Below are 18,562 nucleotides of genomic sequence, written 5' to 3'. Positions count from 1 at the left end.
ATGGACATCCCGCAGCCCACCACCCCGCCCATCGGCCTCGTCGACGGCTCACAAGAAAGCTCGTCGCGTCGTATCCATGTCGTCCTCGAAGACGACGCGTTGGTTCAGCTCGACGAACTTCTCGCGATCCCGACGACCCTCCCGGGCGGACAAGAGGTCGTCCACTTCGGGATCGTCACCGAGCTCTTCAGCCGGCTGGAAGGCGCAGACCTTCCCTCCGACACCGCCCGCGTCGCGGACCGGATCCTCCCAGCCGAGCACGTTCGCCGTGCCGAGGTCACGCTCCTTCGGGTCTTCCCCGAGACCTTCGTCGCACCCAACGCCGGCTCTGCAGTCCACCGATCGGACGGCGACCTTCGCGCGCTCGCGTTGTTCGAGGACCAGATGGACGCCAAGCTGCCGATCGGCTTGGACATGGGGGGTCGGCCTGTCCACGCCGACATGCGGTTCGTCGACGGACGCGCTGGCGGTCACGTCTCCATCTCCGGGGTCTCGGGCGTCGCCACGAAGACCTCCTATGCCCTGTTCCTCCTCTACCAGCTGCTCGAAACCGATGCCGGCATCGACCTGCTCGGCGGACGAACGGAGCGGAACCGCACACGGGCGCTGGTGTTCAACACCAAGGGCGAGGACCTCCTCCACATCGACCGGGCCAACAGCCGCTGGGACGAGCACCCGGACGCCCCGGACCAGTGGGCCACGCTCGGTACCGACGACCCCGCCCCCTTCCAGTCCGTCAGCCTGTACGCACCTCGACTGGAGTCGCAGTCCGGCAGCGTGATCGCCGACATCCACAGCCGCAACCGCAACGAGGTCCACCCCTACGGCTGGACGCCCGAGGACTTCATCCGCCAGCAGCTGCTGCAGTTCTGCTTCACCGCCGAGGACGAGCGCAACACCCAGGTCGGCCTCGTTGAACAGCACGTCCGCATCGAACTGCTTCGCCGAGTGCGCCGACTGCAGAACGACACGACGGGCGCCGTCGTCCTGCTCAAGCACTCCCCCGCCGACGCCGGCTACAACCCCGACCGCCTGGCTGGCCGCGAACCCGACCAAGCACCCGGGTCCGCGGGCACCATCATCCGCAGCTTCGAGCACCTGATCGACCACCTGGTCGCGATGTCCGACGCCGACGAAGAAACCCAGAACGAGTGGTTCGGCCGTTCGGCGATGGGCACGCGGGGCGCGTTCATCCGGCGGTTGGCCAAGCTCCGACGCCGGATCGGCCGGCTCGTCTCCACCGGTGTCACCCCTGTCGACCTGGAGAACGGGCGGATCCACGTCGTTGACATCTCCCGCCTCCACGACGACGCCCAACGGTTCGTCGTCGGTGCGCTGCTGGACAAGGTGTGGGCCGACAAGCAGGGCGTCGGCCGGCTTCCTCTCCGGTTCGTCGTCCTCGACGAGCTCAACAAGTACGCCCCACGGCAGGGGTTCAGCCCGCTGAAGGAGCTGCTGGTGGATATCGCCGAGCGTGGTCGCTCCCTCGGCGTCTTGCTGATCGGCGCCCAGCAGGCCGCCTCAGCGGTCAACCCGGCGCTGCCGCGCAACGCCGCGCTGAAGGTGGCGGGCCGCCTCGACGCGGGCGAGTCCGACGCCTACAAGTTCCTCTCTCCGACCCTGCGTGAGCGCGCCACCCGGTTCATGCCCGGGACGATGGTCGTCGCCCAGCCGGTCGTGCCCGAGCCGGTCCCCATCCGGTTCCCGTGGCCGCCGTATGCCACCAATCCTGACGAGGCCAAGGACGCCGGCACCGCGACGGTGGCCACCGACATCATCGAGAAGCTCGCCGGGCAGGCCCAGCCCGACTCCGACGACGGGATGCCGTTCTAGTGAAGCTGCTGCACACCTCCGACTGGCACCTGGGCCTTCGCCTCGGGCGCAACGACCGCACCCCTGACCAATCGCTCGCCATGAAGGCGCTGATCGATATCGCGCAGGAGGAGAAGCCAGACCTGATCGTCCACTCCGGCGACCTTTTCGACTCGTCCCGGCCGCCGTACGAGCCGATGCGCCTCGGCGTTCGCGCCCTCGCCCGGCTGTCGGCGGTCGCCCCGACCGTCGTGATCGCCGGAAACCACGACTCGCTGGCGCTGTTCCGCGTGCTGCACGACATGGCCGGCATCGCCCACCCCCGCCGCCTGTGGTTCATCGATTCGCCGGAGGTGCTGGAGATCCCGCAGCTCGGCGACGGGTTCGCCCTGACCGCCGTCCCCTTCATCCCGCCGAGCCTGATCAGCAGCCTGTCGATCGCCGACCTGGCCAAGCTGGAGGGCAACTACGCCGATGGGGTCCGCAGCCTCAACACTCACCTGCTCGCACAAGCCCAGCAGATCGCGGGCAACAGGGGGATCGTGACCTACACCGCCCACCTGCACGTCGCCGGTGCGCGACCCGGCAAGTCGGAGAAGGTCATCACGGTCGGCGAGGACTACACCACGACCGTCGAGTCGCTCGGCGCAGCCATGTACTCCGCGTTCGGGCACATCCACGACCCGCAGCTGCTACCCGGAGGACTTGTGGCCGGCCGGTACGCAGGGTCGCTGGTGCCGATCGATTTCGGTGAACGGACTCAGGGAAAGCACGCCGTGATCGTCGAGCTGGGCGATGACGTGCGGGTGACGGAGCGGCCACTGCCCGGCGGTCGTCCGCTGCACCAGTTCGAGGGGTCGCTGGAGCAACTGGAGGCCGATGCCGCGGCCGGCAAGCTCGACGGGACCTTGCTCAAGGCCCGGGTCCAGTCAGCGGACCCGATCGCCGACCTGGCTGACCTGGTCGCCGCCTGGGCGCCCGACTGTGACATCTTCGACCTGGCCAACGTGGTCGCCAACCAGCCGGTCAAGGCCATCACCGCCACAGAAGAGGCCGGGGACGCGCCGCCGATCGAGGACCTGTTCGCCGAGTGGCGGTCCTCCGGCAACGCCCGCAAGCGCAACGCCCCCGACGCCGCGGTGGTCGCCGCGTTCAGCCGAGCGATGGGCGACGGGGTCGAGCGAACCGCGGGGTTCGGCACTTCCGAGTTGGTCACTGCCGCCGACACCGCGCTCAAGGCGTTCAGCACCGACGGGGAAGAGGGCTAGGGGCATGCGACCGCTGACGTTGACGGTGGAGGGGCTGCGGTCCTTCCGCGCGTCGGAGACGATCGACTTCACCGGCCGGGACTATCTGGCGATCATCGGGGATACCGGGGCGGGGAAGTCCTCGCTGCTGGAGGCCATGGGCTGGGCCCTGTACGGCAACACCTCGTGGTCCGGTCAACCCAACCAGGAGTTGATGCACGACACGTCGACGGCGACCCGGGTTGTGTTGACGTTCAGTGTGCGCGGCCAGACGTGGCGGGCGACCCGGACCCTGCGCCGCCGCGACGACCGGACGGTCGGCGCCGCGCAGGCCGAGCTGGTGCGGTTGGAGGAGAAGGGGGACGGGGCGCTCAAGGAGGTCGACGGCGTCGACAAGGTTCGGGCGGTCAACGACCGGGTGCAAGAGCTCATCGGCCTCAACTACGAAGCCTTCAAACGAACCGTGGTCCTGCCGCAGGGCCAGTTCGCCCAGCTGCTGGTGGCCGACGACCCACGGGTTCGGGCTTCGATCCTCGAGCAGGTCTGGGGCGTCGAGGGGCTTGCCGACATCAAGGCCGCCGCCGACGAAACGCTCCGGGACATCGTGCCGACCGCTAGCCGGGTCGAGCAGGCGCTGGCCGACGCCCCGCAGGACCCCGCCGCGCACCTGACCGCGTTGCGCGAGGACGTCGAGCGGCTGACGAGTGTCGCCGGCTCGGCCGCGAGTACGACCGCACGGGCCAAGGACGCAGTAGCCGCGGTGGAGGAGGCGTCGGCCAAGAACACGGCGGCTGAGAACGCCCGGCGGCTGCTGCTCGTTGATAACAGCCTCGCCACGTCGGCCAACGGACTGTCCGCGGTTGCCAAGGAGCTGGCAGAGGCGGAGGCCGCACAGGCGACCGTGACCGCGTCCGCTCGGGAAGAACTCGCGGCGGTCCCTGCCGATGACGACGGGATGTCGGTGGCCGAGGTGACGACGGCCCAAGGGGTTCTCGCCCGGCTGCCCAGGCTGGCAGCTGACGTGGACGAGGCGGGCTCGGCGCTGGTTGAGGCCCGCGCCGAGATCGACCGGCTGGGCAACGAGGCCGCGGATGCCGACGAGCGAGTCGCGGCGGCGAAGGAGCAGCAGGAGCAGCACGAAGCTGGCCGCGCGGCACTGACCACCGCGGTGGAGGAAGCTCAAGCGTCCGTGCACGCCGCCGAGCAGCGGCTGGGCGCGTGGCGTTCCGCGCTGGCGGAGCAGGAGTCGGCCGAAGCCTCGGCGGCCCGGTTGCAGGATGGGCTTGCCGGGCTTCGGTCCGCCGTTGACGCGGCGGACGCGGCGGCCAAAGCCGCGCACGAAGAAGCCACACGGGCCCAGTCAGCCAAGGAGTCGGCGGACCGCGAACACGCCGCTATCGCCGCCGCGGCAGGCCTGTCGGTTGGCGACGACTGCACCGTCTGCCACCGCCCGTTGCCTGACGGCTGGTCAGCTCCGGGGGACTCTGCTCATGACGCGATCGCCGCAGCGGCGCGAAAGGCGGTGTCGGCGGAGCGGGAGGCCGACGCCGCACTGACCAAGGCGACCGCCACTCTCGAGTCGGGTGAAGCCCAGTTGGAGTCGGCCACCAAGGCGGTGGAACAACGCACCGCCGCCGTCGGCACGGCGGAGTCGGCGTTAGTCGCGGTTCTCGGGCCGGTTGACGTGACCCGGTCCGACGAGGAGCTACTCACCGGTCTGAGGGAGAAGGCCGAGGTTGCTCGCGCGGCGTTGACGTCCCACGACGCGGCCGGACGCGAGTTGGCGGAGGCAACTCAGGCAGCCAGAACCGCGGCCACGATAGCTACTGCGAACAATCAGGCGGCCGTGGCAGCGGAGGCCCGCGCGGCAGCCGCGTTGACTCGGGCGAGGAAGGAGTGCGAGGAGGCGGTCGGGCTGATTCCCCCAGCACTCGAGATCCTCGTCCAGCACGGAAGCCCCGGTGCGACAACCCAGATGGCCGGGCTGGACGAGGCGGCCGCCCAGCTGACCGAGCGCGAGTCTGTGCTGGCGGAGCGGTCCGCGGCCCGGCTGCGGCTGCAGGCCAAGCTCGCTGAGCTGGAGAAGGAGCGGACGGCTCTGGACCAGCGGCGATGCCGTGAGCTGACGGAGCCGCTGGAGGGCCTCGTCCGGAAGCTGGATGGCGAGCGGCAGCAGCTCGAGCGGCTGCAAGCGTCGCTGGGCGTGGATGGGGTGGAGGTGCCCAGCCTGGTCGGCGTGACCGCCGATTCGGCGCCGGCGGTGGTGGCCGCGTTCCACTCCGGAACTGCTCGGTTGGCCGAGGTGGCGGTGACACGACTGAACGAGTCGACCGAGGCCCTGATCGTGGCGCGAGCGGTATTGGACGAGGTCGGCCAGGCCATCGGGACCAGCGGGGACGTGGAACTGGTGGCCGAGCTGGAACGACGTCAGAAGGACGCGGAGGTCAAGGCCGGTATCGCCCAACACGAAGCCGAGGCGTTCGAGGCCCGGGTCGAGCCGATCCGGCAACTCCGCGAGGCGTCGGCTGGACTGGAGGAGCAGCGGTTGGTCCTGGAAGATCTGTCGGCCGCGCTGAACCCGGGGGCGTTCCCGAAGTGGCTGACGATGCGCAGGTCCCACGACCTGTTGCTGCACGCCTCGGTGCTGCTGGAAGAGATGACGGCCGGTCGCTACAGCTTCGCAGAGGTGGTGAGCCCGGACGACCCTTGGAAGGTCATCGACAATGACTCGGGGCTCCCCCGGTCGCCGGCGAGCCTCTCTGGCGGTGAGACCTTCGTGGCGTCGCTGTCCCTAGCGCTTGGGATGGTCGAGATGATGGCCCGGTCCGGCGGCCATTTGGAGTCGCTGTGGCTGGACGAGGGCTTTGGCGCCCTTGACCGGGGCAACCTCGACTCGGCCGTGGAAGCACTGTCCCAAGTCGCCGCCCGCGGCCGCATGGTCGCCGTCATCTCCCACGTCCGGGCAGTCGCCGAGCAGGTCAACCACGTCCTGGCCGTCACCCACGGCTCCCGCGGAAGCCAAGCCCGCTGGCTGGCCCCCAACGAACGCGCGGCACTCGCCGAGATGGACGCCACCGGTGAGCCAGGCGCAATGGCCGCAGTCGCGGGTCTGTTGGACTGACAGGTCCGACATCACTGGGGTTCTGCCATGGGAGGTCGGTAGTGGCCGCTCTCGAACTGGAATCAGGCAGACACGCTAGCCTTCCCTGCACCGTCGGGGCAGGTTTACATCGTGTGCAGCACGTCGTCGGCCAACAGGCATGGGGATGCCGTGGGCCAGAGTCCAAGGAGCGATGAGTATGAACGAGTTCGAACAGGAACCATTCCACGCAGCCGAGTTCGCGGAGAATCCGGAACCACGCTGCCCCTGCCTCCTGCTCTTGGACACGTCCGGTTCGATGCAGGGCGATCCGATCAACCAACTCAACGAAGGGCTTCTTGGCTTCAAGAGCGAGTTGATGGCGGACTCCATGGCTGCCAAGCGCGTCGAGGTCGCCGTCGTGTCATTCGGTCCGGTGATGGTGGAGTCTGAGTTCACCACGCCGGACTTCTTCACCCCGCCACGTCTTCGGGCTTCAGGGGCCACACCGATGGGGGAAGCAATCACTTGGGGGCTCGACATGGTCGATGCCCGCAAGAGCGTATATCGATCCCAAGGGATCTCCTACTACCGACCGTGGGTCTTCCTCATCACCGATGGATCGCCGACGGACTCTTGGAAGAGCGCTGCGACGCGGGTCCAAGCAGCCGAGAAGAGCCGCTCCCTATCGTTCTTCGCCGTGGGGGTCGAGGGTGCGGACATGAGCAAACTGGGCCAGATCGCCACTCGAACCCCGCTGAAGTTGAAGGGACTGCAGTTCCAGGAGTTGTTCTCGTGGCTCTCCAACTCCATGAGCAGCGTCTCACGGTCCCAGCCAACAGACGAGATTGCCTTGGTCAATCCTGCCACTCCGGACGGCTGGGCTATTGTCTAATCGGTGGGGGTTTGCGGTCGCGTCGGCAATCGGGAGCGACCACGTCCGCAATGATCTCCCGTGCCAGGACGCTCATCTTTGCGAGGTCGACGAGGGCGCTGATGGAGAAATCTTGATTGCCGCTGTGGCTGACGGGGCCGGTAGCGCCAGTCACAGCGATGCCGGGGCCGAAGAGGCTTGTCGAAGCTTCGCGAAAGTAGCGCGGGAGCTCCTTCAGTCCCAGAGTGACCCGGCGTTGTGGCCCCGAGAGACCGGCTTGGTGATCGCGACAGCCGTACACGAGGCTGCAGTAAGGCTGGCCGAGGAGCTCGCAGTTGGAGTGCGTGATCTAGCGAGCACTCTCGTCGCGACGGTAGTCGGTCCATCCGGTGCCGCGTTCTTCCAAGTCGGGGATGGGGCAATGGTCACTCCTGCTGACGAAGAGGGGATTTGGGCGTGGATCCACTGGCCGCATCAGGGCGAATATGCAAATACCACAACGTTCGTCACTCATCAGGTGGACCTACAGGAGTTCCAGTTCGATACCACCGATCATGTGGTCGACGAGATCGCCGTATTCAGCGATGGACTCCAGCACCTCGTTTTACGAATGGCCGAACGAGCCGTGCAAGACGTGTGGTTCGAGAAGATGATGCCGCCGATCCGACATCGAAGCGAGGCGGGCCTGTACGAGGATCTGTCGGCTTCCTTGGCCGCCTACCTCGGGTCATCAATCGTGTCGGCCCGGACATCGGACGACATCACGCTCATTCTGGCCAGCAGGCGCTGACCTCGTTCGGATCATGGTTGTCGTTTACGGCGCGAACGGCCAGGTCGTCCCATTGGGCGACCGTATCGGGCGGGGCGGTGAGGGGACTGTCTACCGACTGTCCGCAAGCAGCTACCAAGCGGCCAAGGTCTTCCATCAGCCGATGAGCCCACAGCGCGTTCAGAAGGTCACCGCGCTGATTGGCGTAACCGACGAGTCCGTCAGGAAGTTGGCAGCCTTCCCTCAGTCCCTCCTGTACAACGGCGAGCGGCTTCCTGTGGGGATCCTGATGCCCTTGCTCGAGGGTTACCACGATATCCACCATCTCTACGGCCCCAGCAGCCGCAGGCAAGCCTTCCCGAGCGCGGACTGGCGGTTCCTTGTCCGAGCCGGAACGAACATGGCCCGCGCCTTCAGTGCCGTGCACGCCATCGGGGCTGTCGTGGGCGACGTTAACCATGGGTCCGTTCTTGTTTCCCCGCAAGCTACCGTCCAGCTGATTGACACTGACAGCTTCCAGCTGAGGCATAACGGCCAGCTTCTGCACTGCCGCGTCGGCGTCCCGATGTTCACCCCACCGGAGTTGCAGGGACGCGACCTTTCACGGACTGAACGAACCACGCAACACGACGATTTCGGTCTTGCCGTGCTGCTCTTCCAGCTACTCATGCAGGGGCGCCATCCATACGCCGGAGTGCAACTGGACCAAAGGGACCTGTCCTTGGAGGAGTCGATCAAGCAGGGCCGCTTCGCCTATGGAGACCAGGCACATCGGCTCGGCGTGAAGCCTCCCCCCAGTGCACTTCCGCTCGCTTCGCTTTCGCCACCTGTCGCTCAGCTCTTCGAGAACGCCTTCGGCCGATCTGGTACTCGACCCAGCAGTACGCAGTGGATCTCAGCTCTCGCAACGCTTGAGCGTAGTCTCGTCAATTGCGGCGTCAACCGGAGTCACCACTTCGCCTCGAGTCTCCAGTCTTGTCCTTGGTGTTCCTTCGAGTCCGCGTCCGGATTGCAGTTGTTCGGCGACGTAGCACCTCCCCGCGTCGCCGCGTCTTGGTCAAGCTCCCCCGATGTTTGGCAGCCCTTGGTCAACGTCCAGACCATTCACCCCCCTCCGATGCCTGTCGCGCAAGCAGCCCTCCCCGCGGCGGCACCAACGTCATCCGCGTCGACTGTATGGGTTCTCTTTTGGTGCCTGATAGGGGCTACCGTTCCAGCCCTTGTCGTGGACCCCACGCTCGCGGCGGTTCCCTTCGCGGGAGCGGTCGTTTGCCTCTTGTTGGCCACCACGAAGAGCGGCCGAAGATTCCAGCTTCGACGCGCGTACGCATCTGCGAAGAAGGGGCTCGAGAAGGCCGAATCACTCTCGCGGTCGTTCAGCCATGACAACGTCTATGCCAAGGCGATCCGTGACCTGCAGGGCTTGAAGGACGCCGTCGACGCCTTGCCTGCGGAGCGGGACGCCAAGCTACGAGCACTGCGCACGAACGAGGAGCGGACCCAAAGGGACAACCACCTGAAGTCGACACTCATCATGCGTGCTTCGATCAGCGGCATCGGCTCCAGTCGGACTTCGGCCCTGGCCAGCTACGGGATCGAGAGCGCGTATGACATCACTCGACACCGTGTCATGGCGGTCCCGGGGATCGGGCCCAAGACTGCCGACAACCTCTTGGCCTGGAGAGACAGTGTGGAAAGGCGCTTCGTCTTCCGGCCCAACGCCCCTCTCGATCCGACAGCTGTCGCACGGATCGATGCAGAGTTGGCAAAGGAACGGACACGGATCATGGGCGAGGCGCAGCGTGCGGCCGGCGCCTTGCCGCAAAAGCGACAGTTGGCAGAAGCCGAAGCAGCGGAGGTCGCGATGCGTATGCAGGAAGCCGCGATGGAACTGCAGCAAGCCGAGGCCGCTCTCAACGCTCTCGGGATGCGCCCGTAGAACCCCCGGCTGCGCCTATCCGTGTGTGGGGCTGCCATCGCCATGTCGCGCTCTGTCCACGACCCAGAGTCCTGCGAGCAACCGCCGATAAGGCTCACGACGCCGCTGAACTGTCGGCTTGTTGACGGCTCGCGCGAGCGACGCGTCCTAGAAGAGACCTGTCGGCGGGTCGGGTTCGTAGGTCCGCTCGCCGCACGCACACGTCTTCATTCCTTCGGTCGCCGAGGGCTTGTGGCCCTTGCCCGCGCAGACCTCCGAGAGGGGAACTTCGAGCGCCTGCGCCGGCCTGGTTCGCGCAGGGGCCGCATCCACCTGGTAGTAGCCCTGCTCCTCGGCTCGCCGGTCTGCTCCGCTCATCCCAAGTCCTCCACGCCATGTGCCCCGCGCAGCCCGAGATCCGTCAGATGCGACGAGAGGCGGTTCGTACGGTTTCGCGAAACCACTTCGCGATGGAGGAACTGTACTGATGAAGACGCTGATCATTGCCGTGATGGGTCTGGCGGTTGCGCTGACGCTGACGCTCACCCCGCAGCCCGCAGAGGACGTCGCCGAGGCGCTGCTCTTGGGAGAGCTCAACAACGACCGTGCCGAGGGCGCACCTCAGCAGTCGGTGGTCGCCGCGTGGACGATGAGGGACCTGCTGGCGATCGAGGCCTCGACGGTGGACCACCGCCCGACGGTCCTGCTCGCAGCCGCCGTCCTCATCCTCGGCCTCGGCACGCTGACCAACCTGCGAGGCACCAACCCCACGCACGCGACTCCCGTCGCTGCAGTCCCGACCCCCGACCGGGACACCGGCACGCACGACGCCACGCTCGCGACCAGCGAGGAGCACGGCGACCAGCCCGAAGACGCGCAACTCGTCGACCGCTGACCGGGCTCCGTGCGCCAGACGCACTCTGCTAGGATCCCGCGCCGGGGAGCAATGTGAAGACCGAGGAAGGGTGGGCATTTTCGTGTGGGTCGAGGTGACGCCATCGGAGTTTCCGCACGAGCGGCAGGGCCTCGACTACGTCAAGAAGCGCCTGCCCGAGCCCGAGCCCTACCGCGCCTGGTCGAACTTCACCTTCACCGACTCCCGCGGGGGCCTCAACGAGGTCGACCTGCTGGTCATCACCCCGGCACGCATGGTCCTGATCGAGCTCAAGGGCTACCCAGGCCTGATCGAGGGTGACGCCGGCCAGTGGCGCTGGACCAGCCCGAAGCACACCCGCCCCAAGCCGCTGGACAACCCGCTCCACCTGGCCAACCTCAAGGCCAAGAAGCTCAAGTCCCAGCTCGAGAACACCCGCGCCGCCAGGGCCCACAAAGGCCGGTTCCCCTACCTCGAGTCCGCGGTCTTCCTCCACGCCGAGAACCTGACCTGCAAGCTCTCCCCCGACGGCCGCCACCACGTCTTCGGCCTCGACGAGGCTGACTACCCACACAGACCCAGCACCCTCGACGGCCTCATGGCCCACCTCACCAAGCTCGACCCCCGCTACGGCAAGCAGGTCGACCGGCCCACCTCGGCCATGGTCGCCAAGGCCATGGAGCAGGCGGGCATCCGCCGCTCGGCCCAAGCCCGCAAGGTCGGCCACTTCACCCTCGGCGAGCTCTTGGACGAGGGGGAGGACTGGCAGGACTTCAAGGCCGCCCACCCCAACCTCCCCGACACCCACCAGCGGATCCGCCTCTACCCGCTGACCAAGGCCACGTCCGATGAGGAGCGCGCCGCCTTCATCACCTCCGCCAAGCGCGAGGTCACCCTCCTCCAGGGCGTCGACCACCCCGCCATCGACCGACCCAGCGACCTCGTCGCCGCCCAGTCCGGCCCGGCCGTCGTCTTCCCCTACGACCCAAACGCCACCCGGCTGGACCACTGGCTGGCCGAGCACGCCGACTCCCTCGGGCTGGCCGAACGGCTCGACCTGGTCCGCCTTCTCGCCGAGGGCCTCCGCAGCGCCCACAGCCACGGCCTGTACCACCGCGCCCTCTCCCCCCGCTCGATCGTCGTCGCTGGCACCCCCGACCGACCACGCCTCAAGATCCGCGACTGGCAGACCGCCGCACGCCTCCACTCAGCCACCGGCACCGCCACAACCACCACGGCCACCAACCAACAACAAACCGGCACCCGCCACGTCGGCGAGCACGTCAGCCGTGACGAGCACCTCTACCTCGCCCCCGAGGTCCTGGCCCTCCCGGACGCCGACCCGCGCACCGCCGACATCTTCTCCCTCGGCGCCCTCGCCATCCTCATCCTCACCGGCCAGCCCCCCGCCGCCGACCTGGCCGCTAAGCAGGCCCAGCTGCGCGACCCCGGCTACCTGACCCTCGCCGCCGTCGCCGACCCCGGCCTGGCCGCGATCCTCGACGAGACCCTCATCCCGTTCTCCACCAACGCCGAGCCCGCCATGCGGCTGGTCACGGTCGCGGAGTTCCTCGACGAGCTCTCCCACGCCGAGGAGCAGCTGACCGCAGCCGACACCGTCGACCCCCTCGACGCCAAGCCCGGTGACCTGCTGGACGACACCTGGACCGTCGTCAAGCGTTTCGGCGCCGGCTCCACCGCCGTGGTCCTCCTCGCCCGCACCGACGACGGCCGGCACGAGGTCCTCAAGGTCGCCCGCGACGCCGACGCCGCCAACCGCCTGCGTGACGAGTTCGAGGTTGCCAGCGCCGTCAAGGACCGCCGCCGCATCGTCACCGTCCACGGCCTCACCGAGATCGCCGGCCGCACCGTCCTGCGCATGGAGGCCGCCGAGCAGACCCTCGCCGCTTTCCTCGCCAAGGAGGGCACCCCGGGCCTTGACCTCCTGCAGCGCTGGGGCACCGACCTGCTCGAGGCCGTCACGGCACTGGAGGACGACGGGCTGGCCCACCGCGACATCAAGCCCGACAATGCCGGGCTCACCGAGCGCGGCCGCAACCACGAGAAGCACCTGATCCTCTTCGATTTCTCCCTCTCGCGAGCCAACCCGGAGGACCTGCGCGCCGGCACCCCCGGCTACGTCGACCCGTTCCTGCCCGAGCGGCCGACCAAGCGGTGGGACGCCCAGGCCGAGCGGTACGCCGCCGCCGTCACCCTCCACGAGCTGGCCACGGGCACGAGGCCCGCCTGGGGCGACGGCACCACAGACCCTTCCTTACTCGGCGAAGACGTCCGCACCCCGACCCTGGCCACCGAGGTGATGGACGCCGCCGTCCGCCAGCCCCTCGCCGCCTTCCTGTCCACCGCCCTGCACCGCGACGCCGACAGCCGGTTCGACACCGCCGCCGACATGCTGGCCGCCTGGCAGCGGGTCTTCGCCGCCCTCGACGCCCCCGCCACCCGCACCACCGACGACGACACCGCCACGACCCGCCCTGGCCTGCCCGCCGCCGAGGTCGACCTGTCCGCCGTCACCGAGACCACCACCATCGCCGAGCTCGGCCTGTCCCCGCGGGTCACCAGCGCCCTGGACCGGCAGGGCGTGGAGACCGTCACCGACCTGGCGGTCATCCCCCCCGCCGAGCTGACCCGCATGTCCAGCGTCGGCGCGACGGTCCGCAAGGAGATCGTCAAGCTGGCCAAGCGGCTGTCGGCCCACCTGGACGCCGCCGCCTCCCCCTCCAGCGCCCTCGCCGATCACACCGTAAGGGGCGATGAGTCCGCCCAGACCGCTCGTGTCGACCGCGTGGTCGAGGCGATCCTGCCGTCGGCCCGCACCGACGCCGACGTTCAGACGGTCATCCGCGAGCTGCTGGCGCTCAGTACCCAAACCCCGGGGGAGGGGCACGACACCGATCGCTGGCCCTCGCAGGCCGTCGTGGCCGAGCGGACCGGCCTGGACCGTGCCGCCGTCGCCGCGGCGCTGGTGTCCTCCCGCGCCCGCTGGGTCAAGCGAGTGCCCGAGCTGACCGCCGTCCGCACCGCCCTGGTAGAGGCGCTGGACAGCCGCGGCGGGGTGGCCAGCGGCAACGAGCTTGCCGCCGCCCTGCTGACCCTGCGCGGCTCGACCGCCGACGAGCCGCTCCGCTCGGTCCGGGCCCGCGCCGTCGTCCGGGCGGCGCTGGAAGCCGAGCAGCAGCTGGAGTCCCCCCGCATGCGGTTCCGCCGCGCCGGCGACGGCCTGCTGGTCGCCCTGGAGCAAGCGGGTGAGGGCGGAGAGGGCGTCAGCGCCGACACCCGCTTCGCCTACGCCGAGCTGCTGGGCGAGGAGGCCGACACGATCGTCGCCCCGCTGCTGGAGGCATCAGCCGTAGAGGGCGAAACCGAAAAGAGCGGGACCGGCGACCTGCCGCCCCTGCCCACCCGCGAGCAGGCCGTGACCCGGCTCCGCGAGATCGAGGTGGAGGAGGGGACGGCCGCCCTCACCGACGCCCGCCTGCTCCGACTGGCCGCCGAGGCCTCCGCCACCGCCGCGCTGTCCAGCCGGCTGGAGCTGTACCCGCGGGACCTCTCGACCGTGGACGCCGTCCGGCTGCTGCGGGTCTCGCTGCAGGTCCGGAACGGGCTGACCGAGCAGGCGCTCCGAAGCCGCGTCGCCACCCGCTTCCCCGACGTCCCATCGCTGCCCGAGAGGCCGAAGCTCGATGCCCTGCTGGCCGCGGCCGACGCCGGCCTGACCTGGGTGGTCAATGATCGGGGTGAGGGACGCTACTGCCCCGCCGGCACGAACCCGTCGACGATGACCAGCCACCGGCCGTCCACCAGCTACGCCAGCGTCGAGGCGAAGGACGCCGCGACCGAGGTGTTCGACCAGCGCATCGACCGGCTGGTCCGCCAGGGCGGGTTCGTCACCGTCACCGTCAAGGACCGCTCGCTGGACGACGCCATCCGCCGGCTGACCACCGCGACCGGCGGCACCCACGTCCGGCTTGACGCCATGCTGCTGGCGACCATGCGGGCGATGGCTCAGGAGAAGGGCGCCAAGTGGTCGGCCTTCGAGAACGCCGACAACGACCCGACCTCCAAGGGCTGGAGGTACCTCCTCCGCCTGGCCGAGGACGCGACCGCCCGGGTCGAGGCCGACCTGCTGGCGACCGACGGGATCGTGGTCGCCGACGGGATCGGCCTGCTTGGCCGGTATGAGCAGATGGGCCTGGTCGACCGGCTGCGCGAGCGCCTGACCCGCGAGGACGGCGACCACGCGCTGCGCGGTTTGGCGCTGGTGGTGCCCGGCGCCGACCCGACCGCCAAGCCGGTCGTCGACGGCGTCCCCGTCCCCGTCATCACCCCCGCCCACTGGACCCACCTGCCCACCGCCTGGCTCGACCGCACAGGAGCCGCTGCCTAGATGATCGACCGTTCCGCCCTGCTCACCCGTCTGAAGGCGCTGACCTCGACGCTGGTCGAGGACCTGACCACCCGCACTGATGAGGTGGAGGAGGTGCACGATCACGTGCGCGGTGAGTACGCCCGCGCCCAGTCGGCCGGCCGCACCGACCGGTCCTACGTGGAGTGGCGGGAAGACCTGCTCAACCAGGTCGCCGTCGCCTGGGTGCTGGGGTGCGTGTTCGTCCGGTTCTGCGAGGACAACGGCCTGGTCGACGACCCCCTGCTGTCCGGCCCGGGCGAGCGCAGGCGTATCGCCCAGGACTTCCGGCTGGCCTGGCTGACCGACCGACCCGAAGCGGGCGACCGCGAGTGGCTGGAGGAGGTGTTCCGCCGCTACCAGGCCCTCCCGGCGACGGCGGGGCTGTTCGCCGACACAAACCCGCTTTGGCAGGTCGGTCCGTCGGCGGATGGGGCGAGGTCGCTGCTGGACGTCTGGTGGGACCTGGACGAGTCCACCGGCGAGCTGGCCTTCGACTTCACCGACCCGGAGATGGACAGCCGCTTCCTCGGTGACCTGTACCAGGACCTGTCGGACCACGCGAAGAAGACCTACGCGCTGCTGCAGACCCCCGAGTTCGTCGAGTCCTTCATCCTCGACCGCACCCTCGACCCGGCGATCGAGGAGTTCGGGCTGGACGAGCTGAAGATGATCGACCCCACCTGCGGGTCCGGCCACTTCCTCCTCGGTTCCTTCCACCGGTTGTTCAACCTGTGGCAGCAGCGCGAGCCCGGTACCCACGCCCGTGAGCTGGCGCAGCGAGCCCTGGACGGCGTGCACGGCGTCGACCTCAACCCGTTTGCGGTGGCGGTGGCGCGGTTCCGCCTGCTGGTTGCCGCGCTGAAGGCGAGCGGGATCGGCCGGCTCGCGGACTCGCCCGCGTTCCGGATCAACCTCGCGACGGGCGACTCACTGCTGCACGGCACGACCGAGCAGAGGCTGTTCGGCGGCGACGACGTCATCGACCGGCTGAAGCAACACCACTACGCCACCGAGGACGCCGACGAGGCCGATCGCATCCTCGAAGCCGGCCGGTATCACGCGGTCGTCGGCAACCCGCCGTACATCACGGTCAAGGACAAGGCGCTCAACAAGGCGTACCGCGGGATGTATGAGACCTGTCACCGCCAGTACTCCCTGGGCGTCCCCTTCACCGAGCGCTTCTGGGACTTGGCCGCGGCCGCCTCGTCGGATGGCCCGGCTGGTTACGTAGGGATGATCACCGCCAACTCGTTCATGAAGCGCGAGTTCGGCAAGAAGCTGATCCAGGAGTGGCTCCCCCAACGGGACCTCACCCACGTCATCGACACGTCAGGGGCCTACATCCCTGGCCACGGGACCCCCACGGTGATCCTGTTCGGCCGCCGTCAGGCGCCCGTGCTGAACACCGTCCGCGCCGTCTTGGGCATTCGCGGCGAGCCCGGCAAGCCCACTGATCCGGCCCGCGGCGAGGTCTGGACCTCCATCCTCGGAAGTATCGAGGTCGCCGGCAGGGAGGACGAGTACACGAGCAGCGAAGATGCCAATCGGGAGAGCTATGGCACACACCCTTGGAGCCTGCAAGGTGGCGCGGCCCCCGCGGTGTTAGCGGCTATCAACCAAGGCGTCACAAGTCGGCTTGGTCAGCGCGCACAAGTGGGGTCTGTCGGAATTACCGGTGAAGACGCAGCCTTCGCCACACGGACCAGCACCGGCGTACCCACCCTGCTTGGCGATGCCGTCCGAGACTGGGCCGTTGCAGAGACCAGCCCTCAGATCTGGCCGTACGAAGAATCTCGACCCTCCGCGCTTGTGCCCTTCAACGAGTTGCCCTGGACGTCTCAATGCCAACTGTGGCCCCTCAAGCACCGACTGCTTTCGCGCAAGCTCTTCGGCGTCCCGCTTCCCGAAACAGACGTCGCTTGGTATGAGTGGCGTGAGTTTCGACGCGACAAGCTCTGGAACGGCGACCACACCATCGCGTTTCCCCTCGTCGCAACGCACAATCACTTTGTGCTGTTGCCCTCGGGGACGATCTGTCGGCACTCGGCGCCGGTCATCAAGCTCCCCGAGACCGCCACGGAGGCCGACCACCTCCGCCTTCTCGGCCTCCTCAACAGCTCCACCGCCTGCTTCTGGATGAAGCAGGTCTTCTACCCCAAGGGGGGCGACAAGGTTGGCCAAGAGGGCGCCCGGCTGAGCAAGACCGTTTGGGGCGACCGGTACGAGTTCGACGGCACCAAGCTCCAGCAGTTCCCCATCCCGCGAACCGCACCGACCGATCTGGCCACACAGCTCGACATCCTGTCCCAACAGCTAGCCGCAGCCCTTCCCGAAACCCTCATCCAGCAGGCAGCCCCAACCCGGGTGGCCCTCAACCAGTCCGAGCAGCGGGTCGCACACCTTCGGCGCCGCATGGTGGCGCTTCAGGAGGAGCTCGACTGGTCCACCTACGCCCACTACGGCATCACCGAGGCCCCACTAACCGCCGACCCCGACTCCATCCCCGATCTCAACAGGGGCGAGCGCGCGTTCGAGATCATCCTCGCCCGCCAGGTGGCGGCGGGCGAGAAGGAGCCGACGTGGTTCGAGCGCCACGGATCCACGCCCATCACCGAGCTCCCGTCCCACTGGCCAGCCGAGTACCGCGAGCTGGTCGAGCGGCGGATCGCGCTGATCGAGTCCGACCGGGCGATCAACCTCATGGAGCGGCCGGAGTACAAGCGCCGCTGGAACTGGGACTCTTGGGAGGACCTCGCCAAGGACGCCCTCCGTTCGTGGCTGCTCGACCGGCTGGAATCGCCTGACGTCTGGGACGCCGAGCTGACAACCACGGCTCGCCTCGCCGAACGTTTCCGCGGAAACGCCGAGTTTCTGGAGGCCGCCCAGCTCTACACCGACGCCGTCGATGTGGACTTGGCCGAGCTGGTCCGCAAGCTCGTGCTCGACGAAGCCGTCCCCTACCTGTCCGAGCTGCGCTACAAGGCAACGGGGCTGAAGAAGCGCAAGGCCTGGGAGGAGACGTGGGACCTCCAACGCGCCGAGGACGTCATCGACGCCCGCGACGACCTGTCAGATGACGAGAAGGCGCTGGAGAAGAAGCACCAGGGCCTCGACGCCATCCCCGTGCCCCCCAAGTACAAGTCCAGCGACTTCGCCAAGACCAACTACTGGAAGCTGAGAGGCAAGCTCGACGTCCCCAAGGAACGCTTCATCCTCTACCCCGACACCAGGATCGGCGAGGACTCCAGCCCCGTCATCGGCTGGGCCGGCTGGAACCACCTCGAACAAGCCCAAGCCTTAGCAGCCCACTACACCCAACGCCAGTCCGAAGCCGCCGAGTCAGACGAACTCCGCCCCCTCCTCGCCGGCCTCGCCGAACTCGTCCCCTGGCTCAAGCAGTGGCACAACGACCTAGACGAAACCTACGGCCAACGCCTCGGCGACTTCTACGAGTCCTTCTTCAACTCAGAACATGAGCGCCATGGCCCTGCACCTGAGTGACCCAGGGCAGGCCGTTCTCCTAGTTGACTACGACAACTACGACTTGGACGCCGCAAGCC

The 18,562-nt window shown here is 68.3% G+C and carries 11 protein-coding genes; 9 read left to right on the top strand and 2 right to left on the bottom strand.

All coding sequences use genetic code 11. The features are described from left to right. The 5 genes from DVS28_RS01380 to DVS28_RS01360 all read left to right on the top strand — a co-directional run bounded on the left by DVS28_RS01380 (position 1) and on the right by DVS28_RS01360 (position 7,802). A complete protein-coding gene (locus tag DVS28_RS01380; protein WP_114589857.1) occupies positions 1–1,833 on the top strand; it encodes an ATP-binding protein in 1,833 nt (610 codons plus the stop codon). Continuing rightward, positions 1,833–3,080 carry a metallophosphoesterase family protein gene (locus DVS28_RS01375; RefSeq protein ID WP_114589856.1) on the top strand — a complete coding sequence of 416 codons (1,248 nt, stop codon included), beginning with the start codon at positions 1,833–1,835 and terminating at the stop codon, positions 3,078–3,080. The genes DVS28_RS01380 and DVS28_RS01375 overlap by 1 nt, the downstream gene beginning before the upstream one ends. A 4-nt stretch (positions 3,081–3,084) precedes the next feature. Continuing rightward, positions 3,085–6,180, top strand: coding sequence for an AAA family ATPase (locus DVS28_RS01370; RefSeq protein WP_164709782.1), 3,096 nt, complete (start codon positions 3,085–3,087; stop codon positions 6,178–6,180). 178 nt (positions 6,181–6,358) lie between these two features. After that, positions 6,359–7,033: a vWA domain-containing protein gene (locus DVS28_RS01365; protein WP_114593926.1), complete on the top strand. Its 675-nt coding sequence runs from the start codon at positions 6,359–6,361 to the stop codon at positions 7,031–7,033. Beyond that, positions 6,987–7,802: a protein phosphatase 2C domain-containing protein gene (locus DVS28_RS01360; RefSeq protein ID WP_114589854.1), complete on the top strand. Its 816-nt coding sequence runs from the start codon at positions 6,987–6,989 to the stop codon at positions 7,800–7,802. The genes DVS28_RS01365 and DVS28_RS01360 overlap by 47 nt, the downstream gene beginning before the upstream one ends. Here the strand turns inward: DVS28_RS01360 and DVS28_RS28040 are convergent. Beyond that, a complete protein-coding gene (locus DVS28_RS28040) occupies positions 7,780–8,328 on the bottom strand; it encodes a hypothetical protein (RefSeq protein WP_164709780.1) in 549 nt (182 codons plus the stop codon). The genes DVS28_RS01360 and DVS28_RS28040 overlap by 23 nt on opposite strands. Before the next feature lie 678 nt (positions 8,329–9,006). Between DVS28_RS28040 and DVS28_RS28035 the strand changes: the two genes are divergently transcribed. Next, entirely contained in the window at positions 9,007–9,720 is a 714-nt protein-coding gene (locus tag DVS28_RS28035; protein ID WP_164709779.1) for a helix-hairpin-helix domain-containing protein, read from the top strand. A 147-nt stretch (positions 9,721–9,867) separates the two neighbouring features. Here the strand turns inward: DVS28_RS28035 and DVS28_RS28030 are convergent, their stop codons facing one another. Continuing rightward, the gene (locus DVS28_RS28030) at positions 9,868–10,077 is read right to left on the bottom strand and encodes a hypothetical protein (protein ID WP_164709778.1); all 210 of its coding nucleotides are present in this window, start codon (positions 10,075–10,077) and stop codon (positions 9,868–9,870) included. A 109-nt stretch (positions 10,078–10,186) separates the two neighbouring features. Here DVS28_RS28030 and DVS28_RS01350 point away from each other — a divergent pair, with 109 nt between their 5' ends. From DVS28_RS01350 to pglX, 3 genes are all read left to right on the top strand, one after another. After that, the gene (locus tag DVS28_RS01350; RefSeq protein ID WP_114589852.1) at positions 10,187–10,594 is read left to right on the top strand and encodes a hypothetical protein; all 408 of its coding nucleotides are present in this window, start codon (positions 10,187–10,189) and stop codon (positions 10,592–10,594) included. Positions 10,595–10,664: 70 nt separating this feature from the next. Continuing rightward, positions 10,665–14,981, top strand: a complete 4,317-nt coding sequence (pglW, locus tag DVS28_RS01345; protein WP_164709777.1) for a BREX system serine/threonine kinase PglW — start codon at positions 10,665–10,667, stop codon at positions 14,979–14,981. Next, the gene (pglX, locus tag DVS28_RS01340) at positions 14,982–18,503 is read left to right on the top strand and encodes a BREX-2 system adenine-specific DNA-methyltransferase PglX (RefSeq protein ID WP_114589850.1); all 3,522 of its coding nucleotides are present in this window, start codon (positions 14,982–14,984) and stop codon (positions 18,501–18,503) included. Positions 18,504–18,562 lie beyond the last annotated feature (59 nt).

This window comes from Euzebya pacifica, assembly GCF_003344865.1.
Lineage (GTDB): Bacteria > Actinomycetota > Nitriliruptoria > Euzebyales > Euzebyaceae > Euzebya > Euzebya pacifica.
This window is presented reverse-complemented; position numbering and strand designations above follow the sequence as displayed.

Coding starts and splice junctions, on each gene's coding strand:
- DVS28_RS01380 (WP_114589857.1), top strand. CDS start 1: ATGGACATCCCGCAGCCCACCACCCCGCCCATCGGCCTCGTCGACGGC.
- DVS28_RS01350 (WP_114589852.1), top strand. CDS start 10,187: ATGAAGACGCTGATCATTGCCGTGATGGGTCTGGCGGTTGCGCTGACG.
- DVS28_RS01365 (WP_114593926.1), top strand. CDS start 6,359: ATGAACGAGTTCGAACAGGAACCATTCCACGCAGCCGAGTTCGCGGAG.
- DVS28_RS01370 (WP_164709782.1), top strand. CDS start 3,085: ATGCGACCGCTGACGTTGACGGTGGAGGGGCTGCGGTCCTTCCGCGCG.
- pglX (WP_114589850.1), top strand. CDS start 14,982: ATGATCGACCGTTCCGCCCTGCTCACCCGTCTGAAGGCGCTGACCTCG.
- DVS28_RS28030 (WP_164709778.1), bottom strand. CDS start 10,077: ATGAGCGGAGCAGACCGGCGAGCCGAGGAGCAGGGCTACTACCAGGTG.